The 20,556-nt window shown below is 45.8% G+C and carries 20 protein-coding genes; 7 read left to right on the plus strand and 13 right to left on the minus strand.

The features are described 5' to 3' along the window. Positions 1 to 17: 17 nt before the first annotated feature. Positions 18 to 524 carry a Fe-S cluster assembly transcriptional regulator IscR gene (gene iscR / locus L4D12_RS10335; protein WP_428447756.1) on the minus strand — a complete coding sequence of 169 codons (507 nt, stop codon included), beginning with the start codon at positions 522 to 524 and terminating at the stop codon, positions 18 to 20. 113 nt (positions 525 to 637) lie between these two features. After that, complete coding sequence (trmJ, locus tag L4D12_RS10340) at positions 638 to 1,384, minus strand: tRNA (cytosine(32)/uridine(32)-2'-O)-methyltransferase TrmJ (protein WP_428447757.1); 747 nt, start codon at positions 1,382 to 1,384, stop codon at positions 638 to 640. A gap of 239 nt (positions 1,385 to 1,623) precedes the next feature. On the opposite strand from trmJ, the gene suhB reads away from it, so the two are divergent. Next, the gene (gene suhB, locus L4D12_RS10345) at positions 1,624 to 2,424 is read left to right on the plus strand and encodes an inositol-1-monophosphatase (RefSeq protein WP_428447758.1); all 801 of its coding nucleotides are present in this window, start codon (positions 1,624 to 1,626) and stop codon (positions 2,422 to 2,424) included. A 352-nt stretch (positions 2,425 to 2,776) separates the two neighbouring features. On the opposite strand, the gene secF is transcribed toward suhB, so the two are convergent. The 6 genes from secF to L4D12_RS10375 all read right to left on the minus strand — a co-directional run bounded on the left by secF (position 2,777) and on the right by L4D12_RS10375 (position 9,617). Next, positions 2,777 to 3,724, minus strand: a complete 948-nt coding sequence (gene secF / locus L4D12_RS10350) for a protein translocase subunit SecF (protein WP_428447759.1) — start codon at positions 3,722 to 3,724, stop codon at positions 2,777 to 2,779. Between the two features lie 12 nt (positions 3,725 to 3,736). Continuing rightward, a complete protein-coding gene (secD, locus tag L4D12_RS10355; RefSeq protein WP_428447760.1) occupies positions 3,737 to 5,590 on the minus strand; it encodes a protein translocase subunit SecD in 1,854 nt (617 codons plus the stop codon). Between the two features lie 25 nt (positions 5,591 to 5,615). Continuing rightward, positions 5,616 to 5,948 (minus strand): preprotein translocase subunit YajC, encoded by a 333-nt coding sequence (gene yajC / locus L4D12_RS10360; protein WP_428447761.1) that lies wholly within the window; start codon positions 5,946 to 5,948, stop codon positions 5,616 to 5,618. 16 nt (positions 5,949 to 5,964) lie between these two features. After that, on the minus strand, positions 5,965 to 7,095 hold the full coding sequence (gene tgt, locus L4D12_RS10365; RefSeq protein WP_428447762.1) for a tRNA guanosine(34) transglycosylase Tgt: 1,131 nt from the start codon (positions 7,093 to 7,095) through the stop codon (positions 5,965 to 5,967). Positions 7,096 to 7,377: 282 nt separating this feature from the next. Then, positions 7,378 to 8,430, minus strand: a complete 1,053-nt coding sequence (gene queA, locus L4D12_RS10370) for a tRNA preQ1(34) S-adenosylmethionine ribosyltransferase-isomerase QueA (protein ID WP_428447803.1) — start codon at positions 8,428 to 8,430, stop codon at positions 7,378 to 7,380. Positions 8,431 to 8,537: 107 nt separating this feature from the next. Beyond that, the gene (locus tag L4D12_RS10375) at positions 8,538 to 9,617 is read right to left on the minus strand and encodes a S1 family peptidase (protein ID WP_428447763.1); all 1,080 of its coding nucleotides are present in this window, start codon (positions 9,615 to 9,617) and stop codon (positions 8,538 to 8,540) included. Positions 9,618 to 9,848: 231 nt separating this feature from the next. On the opposite strand from L4D12_RS10375, the gene L4D12_RS10380 reads away from it, so the two are divergent. Both L4D12_RS10380 and L4D12_RS10385 read left to right on the plus strand, forming a co-directional pair. Then, positions 9,849 to 10,304, plus strand: a complete 456-nt coding sequence (locus L4D12_RS10380; RefSeq protein WP_428447764.1) for a CBS domain-containing protein — start codon at positions 9,849 to 9,851, stop codon at positions 10,302 to 10,304. A gap of 85 nt (positions 10,305 to 10,389) precedes the next feature. After that, complete coding sequence (locus tag L4D12_RS10385; protein WP_428447765.1) at positions 10,390 to 10,992, plus strand: acyl carrier protein phosphodiesterase; 603 nt, start codon at positions 10,390 to 10,392, stop codon at positions 10,990 to 10,992. A gap of 74 nt (positions 10,993 to 11,066) precedes the next feature. On the opposite strand, the gene aceA is transcribed toward L4D12_RS10385, so the two are convergent. The 3 genes from aceA to L4D12_RS10400 form a co-directional block, all read right to left on the minus strand. Beyond that, positions 11,067 to 12,371 carry an isocitrate lyase gene (aceA, locus tag L4D12_RS10390; RefSeq protein WP_428447766.1) on the minus strand — a complete coding sequence of 435 codons (1,305 nt, stop codon included), beginning with the start codon at positions 12,369 to 12,371 and terminating at the stop codon, positions 11,067 to 11,069. A gap of 164 nt (positions 12,372 to 12,535) precedes the next feature. After that, positions 12,536 to 14,146, minus strand: coding sequence for a malate synthase A (gene aceB / locus L4D12_RS10395; RefSeq protein WP_428447767.1), 1,611 nt, complete (start codon positions 14,144 to 14,146; stop codon positions 12,536 to 12,538). Positions 14,147 to 14,749: 603 nt separating this feature from the next. Beyond that, positions 14,750 to 15,649 (minus strand): hydrogen peroxide-inducible genes activator, encoded by a 900-nt coding sequence (locus L4D12_RS10400; RefSeq protein WP_428447768.1) that lies wholly within the window; start codon positions 15,647 to 15,649, stop codon positions 14,750 to 14,752. Between the two features lie 131 nt (positions 15,650 to 15,780). Here L4D12_RS10400 and L4D12_RS10405 point away from each other — a divergent pair, with 131 nt between their 5' ends. The 4 genes from L4D12_RS10405 (at position 15,781) to L4D12_RS10420 (ending at position 18,900) form a co-directional block, all read left to right on the plus strand. Next, positions 15,781 to 16,389, plus strand: coding sequence for a peroxiredoxin C (locus L4D12_RS10405; protein ID WP_428447769.1), 609 nt, complete (start codon positions 15,781 to 15,783; stop codon positions 16,387 to 16,389). Between the two features lie 275 nt (positions 16,390 to 16,664). Then, on the plus strand, positions 16,665 to 17,453 hold the full coding sequence (locus tag L4D12_RS10410; protein WP_428447770.1) for a hypothetical protein: 789 nt from the start codon (positions 16,665 to 16,667) through the stop codon (positions 17,451 to 17,453). Next, on the plus strand, positions 17,416 to 18,018 hold the full coding sequence (locus L4D12_RS10415; protein ID WP_428447771.1) for a tetratricopeptide repeat protein: 603 nt from the start codon (positions 17,416 to 17,418) through the stop codon (positions 18,016 to 18,018). Before L4D12_RS10410 ends, L4D12_RS10415 begins: the two co-directional genes overlap by 38 nt. Before the next feature lie 144 nt (positions 18,019 to 18,162). Further along, a complete protein-coding gene (locus L4D12_RS10420; RefSeq protein WP_428447772.1) occupies positions 18,163 to 18,900 on the plus strand; it encodes a copper homeostasis protein CutC in 738 nt (245 codons plus the stop codon). A gap of 103 nt (positions 18,901 to 19,003) precedes the next feature. On the opposite strand, the gene phoU is transcribed toward L4D12_RS10420, so the two are convergent. Then, on the minus strand, positions 19,004 to 19,714 hold the full coding sequence (gene phoU / locus L4D12_RS10425; RefSeq protein ID WP_428447773.1) for a phosphate signaling complex protein PhoU: 711 nt from the start codon (positions 19,712 to 19,714) through the stop codon (positions 19,004 to 19,006). Positions 19,715 to 19,724: 10 nt separating this feature from the next. After that, the gene (gene pstB, locus L4D12_RS10430) at positions 19,725 to 20,543 is read right to left on the minus strand and encodes a phosphate ABC transporter ATP-binding protein PstB (RefSeq protein WP_428447774.1); all 819 of its coding nucleotides are present in this window, start codon (positions 20,541 to 20,543) and stop codon (positions 19,725 to 19,727) included. Between the last annotated feature and the right edge of the window lie 13 nt (positions 20,544 to 20,556).

Here is a 20,556-nt window from a genome sequence, read left to right on the forward strand (position 1 = left end):
ACACGGACGTCTAGTCTCTAGGAGCGAACATCGACACCGATTGTGGTGCTGTCGTGTGTATTTTTATGTCCAAATGACGTTTTCTGTATTTCTTGATCCTGACGATCAGAAATTTGCTGTACGTCATTGTCTTGCATCAACTCACCAAGAGTGATGTTGTTCAAAAAACCGCTGATTCGGGAGCTTAAATCGCGCCATAGCGTGTGTGTCAGACAGCGTACGCCACCTTGACAATCACCTTTGCCGTGACACTTAGTCGCATCAACCGATTCATCAACCGCCGCAATAACCATGCCTACAGCAATCTTATTGGCATCCTCACCGAGCCGATAACCACCACCTGGTCCACGGACACTGGCAACTAGGCCAGCTTTACGCAAACGAGAAAATAGCTGCTCTAGGTAAGATAGTGAGATCCCTTGACGTTCTGAAATATCAGCCAGAGGAACAGGACCATCCTGAGAATGTAGCGCCACATCCAACATGGCTGTGACTGCGTATCTTCCTTTTGATGTCAATCTCATAACACACCGCTACCCATGTTTATCTATGAGTGCGAGTGTCGCATACCTGACTAAATCAGTCAAGTATTTACCTGACTGATTTAGTCAGGCTTTTACCCCTAAGCACAGTATGACTATTTGTCTTTGTACTCAAGTGATTTCTCAACAGAAGATAAGATACCACGCAGAATTTGTAGTTCCTGCGCTTCAGGCCGAGCACGGGTAAATAAACGACGAAGTTTAGCCATCACCATACCGGGATGCTTCTTATTGATAAAGCGAGTCTGCCTCGTGACCTTTTCAAGGTGCTCGTAGAACATTTCAAGTTCTTGCGCGAGGGGGTACTCTTCAGTGATAGCCTGATCTACCTGTTTTTCCTGATCTAGTTTCTGCAGGTCAAGGTAAGCCATGCGGATCTCATAGCTCACTGTTTGTACTGCCATCGCCAGATTAAGTGAACTGTAATCCGGATTAGCAGGAATATAAACATGGCAGTGGCAATGCTGCAATTCTTCATTGGTTAAGCCAGTACGCTCACGACCGAATAAGATGGCAACATTGTGTGACGGCACCTCTGATATCGCTTTGATGCCGCATTCACGAGGGTCTAATTGAGGCCATTCCAGCGTCCGAGAACGCGCACTCGAGCCCACCACCAGACCACAATCGGCGATGGCATCATCCAGCGTAGGAACAATCTTGGCCTTTTCGACAATATCGGCTGCGCCAGCCGCTAGAGCATAAGTGGTTTCATCAATTTCACACGCTGGATTAACCAGAATGAGGCGGGTCAGTCCCATCACTTTCATTGCGCGGGCGGCCGAACCAATATTGCCCGGGTGTGAGGTACCAACAAGAACCACGCTGATTTTATCTAACATAGAATGTGCTATTTCCGACAGTTTCAATAAAGCCGAAAGATTTTAACACAGAGATTTTAAAAAGGGTGAAAACATATAAAAACATTGTACCGAACACTGGGAGGAAGGACGATATGAATAAAATCCACTCAATCACTGGCTAAAGACCGCCGGGTAAAAAATAACCACTTCCCTTTTATTCTAGCTCTGCTATACTCGCCGCCGCTTTTTAGTTCTTTAACATCCGTTGGGAAGATCCTATGCATCCGATGCTTAATATCGCCATTCGTGCAGTACGAAAGGCTGGTGACCATGTCATTAAATCTCTAGAAAAACCTCAGTCTATCGAGGTTGCTAACAAAGGTAATGATGTTGTTACCAATATCGATCAAGAAGCAGAAGCGCTAATTATCGAGACAATTCTGAAATCTTACCCTGACCACTGCATTATTGCCGCGGAAGGTAGTAATAAAGAAGGTCGTGACAAAGATTGTCAGTGGATCATTGACCCAGTGGATGGCACCAAGAACTTTGTTCGTGGTTATCCTCACTATGCTGTTTCTGTTGCCCTACGCATGCGTGGCCGTACAGAAGTAGCGGCTGTTTACGATCCTTCTCGCAACGAGCTTTTCACTGCAACACGTGGTGCTGGCGCTCAGCTTAACAGCCAGCGTATCCGTGTGTCTCAGCCTCGTGACCTTACTGGTACAACTCTGGCAACAAGCCTACCGTTTGCTGCAAAACAGCATGCTGAAAGCTTCGCTAAAATCCAGAGCGCACTATTCATCGACTGTGATGACATGCGTCAGTCTGGTTGTTCTGCACTTGACCTATGCTACCTAGCAGCTGGCCGTGTTGACGGCGTATTCAAGCTAGGCCTTAAGCCTTGGGAAATTGCAGCTGGTGAGCTAATCGCGCGTGAAGCGGGTGCTATCTGTACTGACTTTACTGGTAATACTAACTACCTGACTTCTGGCAACATCGTTGCTGGTAACGCTCGCGTGGTTAAGCCTCTGCTAAGCAAAATCCGTGAAAACGGTAGCGAAGCTCTGACTAAGTAATCACCTGATTACCAGTCATAAAAAACGCCCCAGCGCTTCGTGTGCTGGGGCTTTTTTTTGCCTGGCGACATAGGAGCGAGGAAGAGCAGGGACGAGTAGGAGCGGAAAAGCAAAAAACTTCTGGTCCTGTGGTCCTGCAAGGAATAAGCAAACCTTTTTTGCTCATCTATTTACAACGATAGCCAGCTCTTGCTCTCCCCAGAACCTAAGGCCATAGGTCCGCTTTTGCTTCTCCGTTATTAACCCGCTCCTACTCGTCCCTCGTCCCTGCTCTTCCTCGCCCTTGCTTCTATATACAAAAACGGAGCCTTTCGGCTCCGTTTATCATTTTCTCTAAATTCAACGTGTTGCCTTATGGCATCGCATCGAACTCTTCACCTTCTTTATCAACCGGCGTTGGCATTAGGTGCTCACGCTTGATACCCAACTTCAATGACAGGGCTGATGCTACATAGATTGAAGAGTATGTACCAACAGTGATACCAATCAGCAACGCTGTGGCGAAACCGTGGATCATGTTACCGCCCTTCAGGAACAGCGCAATAACCACGAACAAGGTCGTAGCTGAAGTGATCAAGGTACGACTCAATGTTTGCGTAATTGAGCTGTTTAGCACCTCTACCGCATCCTCTTTACGCATCTTGAGGAAATTCTCACGAATACGGTCAAAGACCACAATGGTATCGTTGAGCGAGTAACCGACTACCGTCAGCAACGCTGCGACAATGGTCAGGTCAATTTCGATCTGGGTAAATGAGAAGATACCAATCGTAATGATCACGTCGTGTGCCAGTGCCAATACAGCGCCTGCCGCTAAACGCCATTCAAAACGAATGGACACATACAACAAGATACACAGCAAGGAAACCAGAATAGCAAGGCCACCCGCTTCTGCTAGCTCATCACCTACGTTTGGACCAACGAATTCGATACGACGCATTTCAACTGCTTGCCCCGTACCTTCTTTCAATGCAGCGATGATCTGGTTACCCAAATCTTCACTTTTCACATTTTCACGAGGTTGTAAGCGAACCATCACATCACGAGCGGTACCGAAGTTCTGCACAATGGCATCACCAAAACCAGCCTCTTCCAATGATTCACGAATTTTGGGCAGATCCGCAGGTGATTCAAAGCCTACTTCGATCAGCGTACCGCCGGTAAAATCCAGGCCCCAGTTCAGTTTTTGAGTAGTCACTGTAGCAATGGCCGCAATGATCATCATGGTAGAAAGGAGGAATGCTCCTTTTGACCAGCGCATAAAATCGATCGTTTTATCCGCTTTCATTAATTGAAACATGTCAGCGTCCCCTTAGATCGACAGCTTATCGACGCGCTTACCGCCATAAACCAAGTTAACCAGTGCACGCGTACCAACGATGGCCGTGAACATGGACGTAATAATACCGATAGATAATGTTACCGCGAAACCTTTCACTGCCCCTGTTCCTACTGCAAATAGGATGATTGCCGTAATTAGGGTGGTTAAGTTCGCATCGGCAATAGTACTAAAGGCATTCGCATAGCCTTGCTGAATGGCATGCTGCGGACTACGCCCATCACGAAGCTCTTCTCGGATACGTTCGAAAATCAATACGTTCGCATCGACCGCCATACCAACCGTTAAGACAATACCGGCAATACCCGGCAAGGTCATGGTTGCACCTGGGATCATTGACATCACACCAATGATCAACACCAAATTCATCATCAGAGCAATATTGGCAAATAAGCCAAAACGACGGTAATAGAACAAAGTGAACAGCATAACGGCTACCATGCCCCAGATCATCGCCTGAATTCCCATGTCGATGTTCTGCTGACCCATTGATGGGCCAATAGTACGCTCTTCAACAATGGAGATCGGCGCAATCAAAGCACCAGCACGTAGCAGCAATGCTAAGTTAAGCGCTTCTGCTTGTGAGTCGATACCAGTAATACGGAAGTTACGCCCCAACGCCGTTTGAATCGTCGCTTGGTTGATCACTTCTTCGTATTTTTCCAGAATCACTTTACCATTCGGATCGCGCTCGCCGCTGTCTTTATACTCGGTAAACACCGTCGCCATCAGCTTGCCAACGTTGTTACGCGAGAATGCCGTCATCTTGCTACCACCTTCGCTATCAAGCGAGATGTTTACCTGAGGACGACCGTATTCATCGGCATTTGCGCTAGCATCCGTGATATGAGAACCAGATAGAATGACTCGTTTTTTCAGCACTACCGGACGTTGGTCACGAGTAAACTTCACTTCGCTTCCTGCTGGTACACGACCAGAAGCAGCAGCCGCTAAATCTGCAGCGCTATCTACTTCGCGGAATTCCAGCGTTGCAGTTGCACCCAAAATTTCTTTTGCACGCGCCGTATCCTGAACACCAGGTAGCTCAACCACTATACGATTCGCGCCTTGACGCTGAACCAATGGCTCTGCCACCCCCAACTCATTCACACGATTACGTAGGATAGTGATATTTTGATCAACGGCGTAATTACGAACTTCCAGAAGACGGGCATCGGTAAACTGAGCGGAAAGAACGAATCGACCATTACTCTCGCTATCGCTAAACACCATATCAGGATGTAGTTTCGCCAGTACGGATTTCGCTTCAGCTAGTTGCTCGCTATTACGCAAACGCACTTCCACTGAAGAATCTGTCTTACTGATGGCACGGTAACGAATTTTTGCCTCACGCAGCTCAACACGGAAAGTTTCTTCCTGCTGACCGAGCAACTTTTCCATCGCGGCATCCATATCAACTTCCATCAGGAAGTGCACACCACCACGTAGGTCGAGACCTAATTTCATGGGTGAAGCGCCGATAGATTCAAGCCATTTAGGTGTTGCGGCGGCAAGATTCAGGGCAACAATATAATTATCACCTAGCTCTTGGCTGATAATATCGCGAGCACTGATTTGGGTATCGGTATCGTTAAAACGGACCAATACAGTACCCTTTTCGAAAGCGATAGATTTGTATGAGATGTGATTTTGTTTTAAATCTTCGGTGACTGCATCCAGCGTGGACATATCTGCCGAGGCGCCACGCGCCCCGGAGATTTGAATTGCTGGATCTTCACCGTAAACGTTGGGAAGTGCATAAAGCAAACCGATGATCAGTGTAAACACCACCATCAGGTTCTTCCACAAGGGATAACGGTTTAGCACTGCTGTGATCCTTCAAAGCAAGTTGTTACAGAGACTTCATCGTGCCTTTTGGCAAAACGGCAGATACGAAGTCTTTCTTGATCGTAACTTCAGTCGTGTCGTTTAGTGCAATAACGATGTAGTCATTGTCTTCAGCAACTTTAGTGATTTTACCCACTAAGCCACCGTTAGTCATAACTTCATCACCCTTGCCCATTGAAGACATTAGGGTTTTATGATCCTTCACGCGTTTTGCTTGCGGACGGTAAATCATAAAATAGAAAATTACGGCAAATAGGCCCAGCATGATGAAAAGCTGCATACTGCCGCCTTGTGGTGCACCTTCTGCAGCTGCGTGTGCTTGAGAAATCAGACTCATTTACGAATGTCCTCTGTTATTTATTGTCATTTAAAGGTGGAACTTCACGGTCGCGACGCGCGTAGAATTCTTCTACAAAAGCATCGAAACGATCTTCGTCAATCGCCTTGCGAATACTTGCCATCAAACGCTGGTAGTAACGCAAGTTATGGATTGTATTTAGGCGTGCACCTAGAATTTCATTACACTTATCCAGATGGTACAGATACGCCTTGGTATAGTTGCGACAAGTGTAACAGTCACAATGCGGATCGAGAGGGGTTGTATCGGTTTTATGTTTCGCATTACGGATCTTGATCACACCACCGGTCACAAATAGGTGACCATTACGTGCATTTCGAGTTGGCATCACGCAATCAAACATATCAATACCGCGACGAACACCTTCGACCAAGTCTTCAGGCTTGCCCACACCCATCAGGTAACGAGGCTTATCTTCAGGCAGTTTTGGACAGGTGTGCTCAAGAATACGATGCATGTCTTCTTTTGGTTCACCCACGGCCAAACCACCTACCGCATAGCCATCAAAACCAATATTGGTCAGGCCTTCAATCGAAACATCACGTAAATCTTCGTACACACCACCCTGAACGATACCAAATAGGGCATTTGGATTTTCTTGGCGGTCAAACTCATTACGGCTACGCTGTGCCCAGCGCAGAGACATTTCCATTGAGGTTTTCGCTTCATCATGCGTCGCAGGATATGGCGTACATTCATCAAAAATCATCACGATATCAGAGCCAAGATCATATTGGATTTGCATTGATTTCTCTGCATCCATGAAAATCTTGTCACCATTTACCGGGTTACGGAAATGAACACCCTCTTCAGTGATCTTACGCATTGCACCCAGGCTAAATACCTGGAAACCGCCTGAATCAGTCAGGATTGGACCCTGCCAGTTCATGAAGTCGTGCAAATCACCATGCAGTTTCATGACGTCTTGGCCCGGGCGTAACCATAGGTGGAAGGTGTTACCCAACAAGATTTGAGCACCCGTCTCTTTCACTTCTTCCGGCGTCATGCCTTTAACGGTGCCGTAAGTACCCACAGGCATAAATGCCGGTGTTTCAACAGTACCACGTTCAAACTGCAAACGACCACGACGGGCGCGCCCTTGCGTTTTATCTAATTCAAATTTCACAAAGCCTCCAACAGCCAGAGAAACAATCTGACATATCCCCCCAACCCACAAGGGCTAGAGATGCAAATATACAACGGAGATTTACCCGATGTACGATTTTAAATCCAGCAATGCGATATCGCATGTCCAGACGTTTTCCACCTAGCCATAAAGCCTAGTGGAATAATTGATTTGTGTCGGAAAATCCCTTGAATATCACAGTTTCAAGGTTCGAAAAACACAAAGGCTGCATTTTAGCAAATGCAGCCTTAAGTAACACTGACTTAATGACGGAATAAATGATTAATTCGTCTGTCGCGTAATAAACATTGAATCGCCGTAGCTAAAGAAACGGTATTTATTTTCAACCGCTTGCAGGTACGCATTCATGGTGTGATCGTAGCCGGCAAAGGCGCTCACCAACATGATCAAGGTTGATTCTGGTAAATGAAAATTGGTGATCAACACATCCACTAACTGAAATTGGTAACCTGGAAAAATAAAGATCTCGGTATCACCAAAAAATGGCTTCAGTTCTGTGCCGTTTTTCAGGGCATCTTGCGCCGCACTTTCCAGTGATCGTACAGAGGTTGTACCCACAGCAACCACGCGACCACCGTTGGCTTTGGTAGTGTGAATGGCCTCAACCACTTCTTCCGGCACTTCAACATATTCCGCATGCATGTGGTGATCATGGATATTGTCCACACGTACTGGCTGGAACGTACCCGCCCCTACGTGCAGGGTCACAAACGCAAAGTTCACGCCTTTTTCTTTTAATGCTGCCATCAGAGCATCATCGAAATGCAGACCCGCAGTAGGCGCCGCAACCGCACCCGGCTTAGCATTGTAAACCGTTTGGTAACGTTCTTTATCGGCATCTTCATCTGGACGGTCAATATAAGGAGGCAGAGGCATGTGGCCGATGTCTTCTAAAATTTCCAGCACGGTTTTATCGCTAAAAAAGCGGATCTCAAACAATGTATCATGGCGGGCAACCATTTCTGCCTGATATTCACCATTTTCACCCAATAACAATTCATTACCAGGCTTTGGCGACTTAGATGCACGAACATGAGCCAGAATACTCTTGTCATCCAGCATGCGCTCAACCAACACTTCCAGTTTTCCGCCCGAGGCCTTTTGGCCAAACAGACGCGCGGGGATCACTCGTGTATTATTGAATACCAACAGATCACCCGGCTGAACAAGATCCAGCACATCTTTAAAACCTTTATGTGCCAGCTCACCAGTATTACCAGTCAGTTGCAACAAACGGCTTGCCGTACGCTCGGCTTGTGGGTAGCGAGCAATCAGCTCGTCAGGGAGGTCAAAGTGAAAATCAGAAACTTGCATCATTAGGGCCCTAAATTACAGCAGGCCGCTAGTATAGGCTGCCAGACTGCAATATCAAGCAAAGATCACCTCACCAGATCACGGTTCACACCATGAGCGACATTAACTCATTCACCGTTCAGGCGCTTACGTATAATCCCTAGTAGGACAAGAGTGAATAGCCCCCCCCATCCCATAGATAGACCGCCACTTCGATCGCTGCCAGGTGGAATAACAATAACGTCCTCACCGGCTCCGGTGTAATCAGAAACGAATGGGTTAATCGTAAAATCTGGGGCAGGCTGGGTTAATACACCACCGCCAACTTCACTTTCAATCCAACTCCGATAATGTGCCACTTCTGTATAAACCCCCGGCAACCGCCCCGCACACCCTTCACCAAAACTCACTAAGCCAACAAGACGTAATCCAAAATCACGGTCACCAACGGATTGCGGATCTTGCCACACGAGCGGGCCACCGGAATCACCAAAGCAACTGTCCCGAGCGAGATCAGGTGATACAGATCCTGCACAGAGGAAAATGGCATGATCGCCTTGGCGGATGTTCCCTCCCCACAGACTATCGCACCGTGAGTCGGGCATGCCAGATAACAGCGTCTGGCGAAGTCGGGTCGCCCCTGAATTCGACTCATTCAGCTGAGTGGTCCCCCATCCGGATACCAACAAGTTTGCCACCCGCTCGCCGTTATCGACCCAACCATTAGCAAAGGCGAGATCAACCCTCTCTTGATCGCGGCTTGAAGCTAACATGATTGGAAGTGCGGAATTCGGTAACGGACCGGACAACTTAAGAATGGCAATATCATTAGCGAACCGTGATAAATTATACGCAGGATGAATAACGATCTCTCGAACAGCCACCGAACTGGCTCTATTCGCGCTAAATATACTCGTAATACCTGCCCAGACCATAACATCGTCAGGCGCTACCGTTGTTGAACCGTTACGCATACAGTGAGCCGCAGTAATAATAACGTCAGGGCTGATGACCACTCCACCACAAATAAAGGTTCGCTCGTCATTGTTAACGCGAAAGGTCATATTAATATATGCCTGCCACGGTAATTCCCCGCTTGTTGACTCTATTCCCCCAATAATTCGAGGCTGAAAACCAGGGACATCATCGCTAGCTAATGACGGTAGACTAACGGACCAAAAAAACAAAACAAACAACAGCTTATGCATTACAAGTATTCCTTTAAAGCATGCTATTTATTAAGTATATTACACATTTTTATTTTTAACTTATGAGAAACAAATGAGACACAAATAAATAACTTGTCAATTATTTGATTCGTGTCATAGGTTATACGGAAAGGATTCGCTACAGTCAGTGGGTATACCGAATAAATTGAAAAACAAAGGCCCAACAAGAGTGGGTAACTAAGTATTGTAGACCGGTATTTCGGAGGCTATATGTTTACTGTTGCTGATATGATGACCCCTCACCCTTATACTCTGATAGCATCCAACACATTGGCTGATGCCAAGCGAATGATGGAGAAACATCATATTCGCCATATTCCTATTACCAATAAAGATAACACCCTTATTGGTATTATTAGCCAAAGAGATATTCTCTCTGCACAAGCACCAAGCATGGATCAACGATTCCAAACACAGTTTATCGCCTCTCTTGATACCCCAATTGAGCAATCAATGCATCGTAATTTACGCAGCGTAACACCCAATGCTGGACTAAAAGAAGCGGCGATGTATATGCAGAGGCATCATATTGGCTGTTTGCCTATTATCGACCAAGACAAACTAGTGGGGATCATTACTGACAGTGATTTTGTTTCTATCGCAATCAACCTGCTGGAATTACAAGAGGAGATTGAACCCATTGAGAGTGAGTATGAATTATACTAGGGCTACATCCCTTACTTATATGCCAATGTAACAGTGAACAACGATATAATTAACAGAAAGATCTTTTCCGCCAGAAAGTGATGACATGAACTTTCTGGCCCATCTACATCTCGCAAAACAGTGTGATAGCCACCTTGCGGGTAACCTGCTCGCTGACTTCATTCGTGGCGATCCGTACCGTCTCTATAGCTCCAACGTCGCAAACGGTATAAAACTGCATCGTTTCGTCGACAGCTACATTGATGCTTTACCTGAAGTATTGCGCTGTCGACAACGTTTTACGCCAGAGACTCGTCGTGTCAGTGGAATCGCCCTTGATATCACATGGGATCATTTTCTCGCCAAGCACTGGCACCGCTATCACTCAACGCCTTTAGCCCACTTTGTTCAGCAAGCTCAACAAGAAATCGCGTTATTTGATGAAGAGCAACCAGAAGCATTTACCCTAACAATGGAGAGGATGTGGCACCAGCAATGGCTACTTCAGTACCAACATTCAGATACGATAGACCGGGCGTTAGAACGAATGGCCTTACGTCGGCCACGCTTATACCAACTGGCTAACTGTCCTGCGGTAATTCAGCGCCATTACCACTTATTTGAACAACAGTTCCATCGGATCTATCCGCAAGTACAGCAGGCGGCAAAAACATACAGCCAACAACAGACGGCTCCCTCCCCCAATTAAGATCGAAAAGGAGCGCACTAAGCGCCCCTTTTGATTATTTATCTTTTATAAATTAAGTAAACAATGACTAGAGCTTAAAACTGATCTTCTTCGGTTGAGCCCGTCAGCGCAGTAACGGAAGAATTCCCGCCCTGAATGGTATTGGTCATCTTGTCAAAATACCCTGTACCCACTTCTTGCTGGTGCGCGACGAAAGTATACCCTTTCTCAGCTGCCTGAAATTCCGGACGTTGTACTTTCTCTACATAATGACGCATTCCTTCACCTTGCGCGTACGCGTGGGCCAATTCAAACATGTTAAACCACATATTATGAATACCGGCCAAGGTAATGAACTGGTATTTGTAACCCATGTCAGAGAGCTCTTGCTGGAACTTGGCAATGGTGTCGGCATCAAGATTTTTTTCCCAGTTAAACGATGGCGAGCAGTTATATGCCAACAACTGATCCGGATATTGGGCATGGATCGCTTCCGCAAATTTACGCGCTTCTTCCAAGCATGGTTTTGCCGTTTCACACCAGATAAGATCGGCATAAGGGGCATAAGCGAGACCGCGAGCGATAGCCTGATCGATCCCGGCACGTACTCGATAGAATCCTTCCGCCGTACGATCTCCGACAATAAAATCTTTATCATAAGGATCACAGTCAGAGGTCAACAAATCCGCCGCATTGGCATCTGTACGCGCAATGACCAAGGTTGTCGTGCCCGCCACATCTGCCGCCAAACGAGCTGCGACCAGCTTTTGCACGGCTTCTTGGGTTGGTACTAACACCTTACCGCCCATATGTCCGCATTTCTTCACCGATGCCAACTGATCTTCAAAATGCACACCTGCCGCACCAGCATCAATCATATTGCGCATCAACTCGTAAGCGTTCAGCACACCACCAAATCCAGCTTCCGCATCCGCAACAATCGGCAAGAAGTAATCAATACCATCCTCTGGACTGCCGCCGTTAGCCCACTGAATTTGATCCGCCCGGCGGAAAGAGTTATTGATTCTGGTAACAACAGCTGGCACCGAATCAACCGGATAAAGCGATTGGTCCGGGTACATTGTAGAAGCCGTATTGTTATCAGCTGCCACCTGCCAACCGGACAGGTAAATGGCTTCAATACCAGCCTTGGCTTGCTGGACGGCTTGGCCCCCCGTCAAGGCGCCAAGGCAGTTTACATAACCTTTTTTCGCATCGCCATTGACCAGATCCCACAGCTTATCCGCACCGCGCTGTGCAATAGTATTCGCTGGCGCGAATGAACCACGCAGGTTAATAACCTCCTCTGCAGAGTAAGTCCGCTTTACCTGCTTCCAACGTGGGTTTTCAGCCCAATCTTTTTCCAAAGCGTTAATTTGTTGCTGGCGAGTCAATGTCATAATGATGTCCCTCGTTTCATTTGGCGATAATCCGCACATAGTGGGTTATTGGCTAAACTGACTGTTAATGGGTCTACAGCAGCCGATGCTGACTGCAGACACTTTCTCGTTATTAGCTTTCTCGTTATTTTTATGCATTCTGGTTTTCGCGATGATCTGGTTCGTTACTGCAAGTATTCATAACCCGGCAAGGTCAGGAAGTTGACCAACTCATCACTGGTCGTGAGCTGCGACATCATCACAGCCGCTTCGTCAAAACGACCACTGTCAAAGCGTTGAGTACCTAACTCCTGTTTCAGTACATCCATCTCTTCTTGCAGCATCTTTTCAAATAAAGCAGCAGTTACAATCTTGCCATTACTGAGCGCTTTACCATGTTTGATCCACTGCCAGATAGATGCGCGTGATATTTCTGCGGTGGCGGCATCTTCCATCAGCCCATAAATCGGTACGCAACCATTACCTCTGATCCAGGCTTCAATATATTGCACCGCAACCCGAATATTGTGTCGCATCCCCTCCTCGGTACGCTCTCCGTCACAAGGAGCCAGTAACTCACAAGCTGATATAGGCGCATCTTCATTACGAGTCACATCAAGCTGGTTACTACGGTTACCCAAAGCTTGATCAAAGACTGCGCGCGCCGTCCCGGCCAAACCGGGGTGCGCTATCCATGAGCCATCATGACCATTGCGGGCTTCTAAGGATTTATCGGTCTGGATCTTATTCAGTACCCAGGCATTACGCTCCGGATCTTTTGAAGGGATGAAGGCGGCCATCCCTCCCATTGCAAACGCTCCCCGGTGATGGCATGTTTTCACCAGCAACCGTGAATAAGCATTAAGGAAAGGCTTCTCCATCGTCACCACTTGACGGTCAGGCAGGATGCGATCAGTGTGATTACGCAGTGTTTTAATGTAGCTAAAAATATAGTCCCATCGGCCGCAGTTAAGCCCGACAATATGCTCTTTCAGGCTATACAGGATTTCATCCATCTCAAACACCGCAGGTAACGTCTCAATCAGCACCGTGGCTTTTATCGTTCCCCGCGCCAAACCAAATTCATCTTCGGTAAAACTGAATACATCACTCCACCAAGCCGCTTCTTGGTAAGCCTGAAGCTTTGGCAGATAGAAATACGGCCCGCTGCCTTTCTCAAGTAGCTGCTTATAGTTATGGTAAAAGTACAACGCAAAATCAAATAAACACCCCGGGATCGCCTCCCCCTGAAAGTGAACGTGTTTTTCTGGTAGGTGCAGTCCTCTGACGCGACAGATCAAAACCGCAGGATCATCACAAAGATCGTACTGCTTCCCTGTCTCTGGATGGGTATAAGATATCGTACCATTCACGGCATCACGTAAATTGCGCTGGCCATCAAGCACCTCATCCCACATGGGAGAAAATGAGTCTTCAAAGTCAGCCATAAACACTTTCACATCAGCATTCAATGCATTGATAACCATTTTTCGCTCTACTGGCCCGGTGATTTCCAAGCGGCGATCCTGAAGATCAGCGGGAATATTTTGGATCGACCAATCTCCCTCCCGTATCGCCTGCGTGTCCGGTAAAAAATCAGGTAAGTGGCCTGCGTCAATGGCTAACTGGCGCAGCTCACGGGCTGCCAGTAGATCAGGTAGTCGAGGGGCGAAGTGTTGAACCAAACGTTCGAGAAACAAAAATGCCTCATCGGTGAGAATTTCGGCCTGCTCAGGCGTGAGCGGCTGTTGCAGTGATAGTTTAACGTCATGACTGGGTGGCGTATGTCTTTCCATTTATCGAGCTCCCTAACTATTGTAACTTAATCACTACTTTAATTGTACAAACACAACGTAACAACCAAGTGCGTTACATTGTGTTTACGTTGCCGCAACCCGCCTTGAATTGCAACCATGATGATTTCAAAATCACAAACATAAATAACATTAATCACTAATAATCAATGGTATACAAAAATTAGAGCTATAACTCAAAATACTAAATTGAAACAATTTTCAGAGAAAAACTCGGTTATCAACCCTTTCCATCGATAAGAGAAAAATGTAATAAGTTACGTATATAAATTACAGAACAACCGAGTTAGAAAACATGTTTAGATCTGCGTTTCAAACAAGGTACTGTCTATGTCTAGTTGGCATATGGTTAAAATACAAGCACTATTTATCAGCAGGCAGACGAGGTTCATACGTGAAAGGAATTTAGGATAAGACTGCGGGCTTCATTTATTCGTAAAGCAAAATAGAATAAACCTACAAATCTCAAGTCACGACAGCCAGAAGAGGCAAATTAAAAACACCAGCCTAGAGAGTATTATTAGAATAATATGCTGAAATAACGTGATTTATTCCAGCACTTGATTCACATCAGAGGATGGGGGCTTATAAAAGCCCTTTTACGATATCTGCGAGCTTATGAAAGGTGTTTGTACGGCTTGATGTCGGACGCCAAACCAGACCAATTTCACGGTATGCTTCCTCCTGACCCGGCGGCTCAACAACCACAAGGTTTTGGTTATGCAGTAAACCATGATCAATGGCCATCTGTGGAATAAAGGTGGTCCCCAACCCGTTTGCCACCATCTGTACCAGTGTATGCAAGCTGGTCGCAGTAAATGGGTTGATCTTTTCTTTACTGGTTAACTTACACGCTGAAACAGCGTGATCGGTCAGACAATGTTCTTTTTCCAGTAAAAAAACCGATTCATCGGGGAGATCGGCATAACGCAGCGGCACACTCACTCGCTCAGCCTGACTCTGACTTATCACCATCTTGAAAGCATCACGACCCACCAACTGGCTATGCATGCCATTAATCTCAACGGGCAGTGCTAGGATCAGTACATCCATCTCACCACTACGCAACGCCGCCAACAAGTTGGTGGTTGTATCTTCTCGCAATAATAGGTTCAGCTTAGGATAAAGTCGGTTCACTTCCTGCACTAAGTCACACAACAAAAACGGGGCGATTGTTGGAATACAACCAACACGCAGCTGACCATCCATCCCATCCCCCAAGCAGTTGGAGACATCCATTAAATCCTGACTTCTCGCCAGCAACTCTCGGCTGCGAACAACCACGTCTTCACCGGTTGAGGTAAAGACCAGAGACTTATTATCCCTTTCAATAAGCTGGCAACCAATCAACTCCTCAAGGTTCTGTACCCCAGAACTGAGTGTTGACTGACTAACAAAACATTTTTTTGCTGCCTCACCAAAATGGCGAGTTTCAAATAACGTCACTAAATAATGAAGCTGTTTAAGTGAAGGAAACTTATTCATCGTATTTTTCGATTGTATCAATCTATTTATTCCGCTTTTTTCAATCTAACAGTTTCGTTATAGTTTGTCTCGTCCAAAGCATCGAGCTTATCGGAGATGATAGGCATTAACGAATTTTTAGGAGCACCATCATGGTACTAGTAGGTCGTCAAGCCCCAGATTTTACTGCTGCAGCTGTTCTAGGTAACGGCGAAATCGTTGAAAACTTCAACTTTGCAGAATTCACTAAAGGTAAAAAAGCGGTAGTTTTCTTCTACCCACTAGACTTCACATTTGTGTGCCCTTCTGAGCTAATCGCTTTTGATAAGCGCTTTGAAGATTTCCAAGCGAAAGGTGTTGAAGTGATCGGTGTTTCTATCGACTCTCAGTTCTCTCACAACGCATGGCGTAACACTGCGGTTGAAAACGGCGGTATCGGTCAGGTTAAATACCCACTGGTTGCTGATATTAAGCACGAAATCTGTAAAGCTTACGATGTTGAGCATCCAGAAGCAGGCGTTGCTTTCCGTGGTTCTTTCCTTATCGACGAAGATGGCCTAGTTCGCCACCAAGTTGTTAACGACCTGCCACTAGGCCGTAACATCGATGAAATGCTACGCATGGTTGACGCACTAAACTTCCACCAGAAAAACGGTGAAGTATGTCCTGCACAGTGGGAAGAAGGCAAAGCTGGTATGGACGCATCGCCTAAAGGTGTTGCAGACTACCTGTCTGAGCACACTGCCGACCTAGGTAAGTAATTACCTACACTAACACCACGCTCACGGTGTTAGGGCAATAAACGCAACAGCGTAAAGCCAATAAGTCAGCTCAAAGCAAAATAATGAGGCCCGGACACACCGGGCCCGTTTTGTTTAATTCCAACAAAATCCCCCGACTAATTCTGCTCACTATCTTAATGAAATATGTATACTATCAATTACATATTTTTTGATATATCTTCATAAGTGTATTTTTTCCGTTAGCTATCAAATAATCATTCCTTTAGATTGTTTCTAACAATATGGAGATATACATGAAACTAAAAGTTTTAACTCATAATGGAAGCTATAATCTAGGTTCTGATTTTTGTGAGTTCCTCTATCCTTCAAGCTCTCTAAAAATATACTGTTACAGTATTGAATTGGAAGTAGGTGTATCAAAATCTTCTAAAGAAGATCAAATCAACACTTATGCAGGAGACCTGAAAAAACCTATCCCAGAAATCAATGGACAATCAAAAAAACAAAAATTTCTTGAAAAAATCGATCATGCAAATAAAAGTCAGTATAAACACAAAAATGGAATACAAGATAGATTGCACTGGAAAAATAAAGCATCCATTCCTCAAGTACATCAAACACCAAAACTATTTGCTCCAATTAAACCTTCAACAACAATGACATCACATTCAATACGTAGTGCTAGCAAAGCTATGGCTATTGGGATAGTGGCACAAAAAGCAAGAAGCCAGATTTTAACTAAAGTTATAAAACTGACTATAAATGAAGTTGCAAATAAAGTTAAAACAAAACACCCAAATTCTAAAAGTGCTGTATTAGTAGCATCTATATATTATTTAAAAGCAAACCCAGACTACGGTCGTGCTCCTAATCTTCGAGGTGTTTATTTTGATGGATTAATTGATTATTCAAAAAACATCATTCCTTACAACTACGTTGAAGAAAAAATTAAATCTCTATGTGGAAACTCCAACTCGTTGAAATCTGACTTTGAAATATACAATGAAATCATTGACTTTAACAATTTAAATAATAGAGGCGCATATGACACGGCATCACTTTTCGTCTTATGTGAATGGTAAATTTCTTGTCATCACAATAGTCTTATTAAGTATATTTTCGTATATTTTTTATGTGAATCATACAAAAGAACAAAATTTCCAACAAGCAATCATGCTACTAGAAAATCATAATCATAAAGATAGAGCACAATCTATATATTTACTCACTCGATTATCAGAACAAGATCATCCTGCTGCACAATACCGTTTAGCGGAATTACTCCTAGATTCAGATAAAGAAAAAGCACTCAATCTCCTAACGCAGCTAGCAGGTAACGGTAACTTACACGGACTAGAACTACTCGGTCTTATTCACATTGAAGATAACAAAATTAAGCAAGGCTATGCCTATATCCATCAAGCAGCCTCACAAGATCATCCCAACAGTCAACTCTATCTCGCTATGTGTTTCTATTCAGGCGACTGTGGATTACCAACTGATGAAACCTTAGCTTTCTATTGGGCACAACGCGCAGTTATCAATGGCGAAACTGCGGCACAGCTAATAGTCAATAAACTCACAGACAAAGTGTCTAATGACATTAATGAACCAGCAAAGCATCATGACTTAATCAACTCCTTATAGCGACAACATAACGGGAACTCACCCCGTATTTAGTCACTGAGATCACACAATTTAACAGGGGCAACCAAGACACAGCTTTATGGCTCGCCCCGCTCTAACGCTTCAATTACACTCTGATAAATATCACTTTATTTTTTATTTCTTATGATCAAAAACCTAGAAGTCTGCATCGATAACATCGAGTCACTCCATTACGCCCAGCAAGGCGGCGCTACCCGTATTGAACTATGCTCATCCCTTGCACTTGGCGGGCTGACCCCTAACGCAGGATTAATGAAACTTGCCGCACAGAACGCCACTGTACCCGTCTATGCCATGATCCGCCCACGCCAAGGCGACTTCCTGTTCAGCGATCAGGACAAGGAAATCATGCTGGCTGATATTTTTGCCGCTAAACAAGCCGGTTTACACGGTGTGGTGGTGGGGGTACTCAATGCAGACAGCAGTGTCGACAGCCATTTACTCAAAGCGCTGTGCACAGAAGCGAAAGGGATGGGAGTAACATTCCATCGTGCCATCGACCAGTGTCTGGATCCGATGGCAGCGTTAGATACCATTATGACCCATGGCTGTGAGCGGATTCTGACCTCAGGACTCAAACCCAATGCCGAAGCCGGGATCCCGATGCTCAAAACCATGGTTGATTACTGCGGCGATCGATTGAGTATCATGGCTGGCGCCGGAGTGACCGCTGAGAATGTCGCCCGCATCGTACAGGAAAGTGGGGTGCGTGAGGTACATTTGTCGGGTAAAAGTACCCGCCCAAGCCTGATGACAGGCTACTCGGCTGAGGCCTATATGGGCAGTGCGGACGTGGATGATTTTGCGATTCCCGTGACATCCAGCGATAAGATTGCCGCAGTGGTTGCTGCATTGCGCTAAATATCACATCCCTGCCCTTCAATTTTTATTCAACGTCTTCATTGACTGAACATTGAACTGAACATTGATAGGCAGGGAGATAAACAAACTTTTCATCAGCCCATTATTTTAGAATATTGACGATCTCTTCCTGGCTGGTATGACGAATATCTTTGCCTTTCACAAAGTAAATGATGTATTCACAAATATTTTGGCAACGATCCCCCACTCGCTCAATTGAACGCGCTGACCACATCACTTGCAGTACATTGGGAATAGATCGCGGATCTTCCATCATATAGGTCATCAGTTGGCGAATAATCGCTTCATATTCACGGTCAATACGATCATCTTCCTGATACACCTGAATCGCTGCTTTTACATCCATTCGCGCAAAGGCATCCAATACTTCGTGCAGCATCCGTACCGCATGCTGACCAAGCGCTTCCAATGACACCAGCAGGTTGTACTGTTTATTGGTGAAATTTTCTAACGCAACCTTGGCGATGCTCTCTGCGACATCTCCAATACGCTCCAAATCAGTAATGGTCTTAATGATGGCGATCACCAACCGCAAATCACTGGCGGTGGGTTGGCGTTTAGCAATGATCCGAGTACAGGCTTCATCAATGGCCACTTCCATGGCATTGACCTTGTGATCGTCTTTTATCACCCGTCGGGCAAGCTCGGCATCCTGCTTGTGCATCGCCTTCAACGCATCGGCAAGCTGTTGCTCTACCAAGCCGCCCATGGCCAACACGTGCGTACGAATACTTTCCAATTCCGCATTGAACTGGCCGGAAATATGGCGGCCAAGGCTTAAAGTGTCTAACATCTGTTGCTCCTTAACCGTAACGGCCCGTGATGTAATCTTCGGTCCGTTTCTCTTTCGGGGTGGTAAAGATATCGTTGGTGCTAGTGTACTCCACCAGCTCCCCCATGTGTATGAACGCAGTATTATCTGACACTCGAGCGGCTTGCTGCATGTTATGCGTCACAATAATCACGGTATATTTGGTTTTTAAGTCATTGATCAATTCTTCAATCGTCAAGGTCGAAATCGGATCCAGCGCCGAGGTCGGCTCATCAAGCAATAAAACTTCCGGCTCAATGGCAATGGCACGAGCAATGACTAAACGCTGCTGCTGCCCCCCCGATAAACCAAAGGCATTTTCATGTAGACGATTTTTAACTTCATCCCATAATGCAGCCCCGCGCAGTGAGCTTTCAACGGCATCATCCAATACCCGCCGATCTTTGACACCCTGCAGACGAAGTCCATAAATGACATTTTCATAGATAGACTTTGGAAACGGATTCGGCCGCTGGAATACCATCCCGACACGGCGGCGCAGTGATGCTGCATCTACCTTGCTGTCATAAATATTCTGGCCATGAAGCATGATCTTGCCATCCACCCTACACCCTTCCACCAACTCATTCATTCGGTTGATACAGCGCAACAAGGTTGATTTACCGCAACCAGACGGGCCAATAAATGCGGTGACCTGCCCCTTGGCGATGCGCATATTGATGTTATACAGCGCTTGATGGTGACCATAATGGAGATCCAGCCCCTCAATCGATAAGGCTGTCTTTTCCTCAGGCAGTACAGACAGATCGACAGGTTCAAATAGACCAATAGGTGAATTAATTGAATACATATTTTTTCCTGAC

The sequence above is a fragment of the Photobacterium nomapromontoriensis genome, assembly GCF_050336815.1.
GTDB classification, from domain to species: domain Bacteria; phylum Pseudomonadota; class Gammaproteobacteria; order Enterobacterales; family Vibrionaceae; genus Photobacterium; species Photobacterium nomapromontoriensis.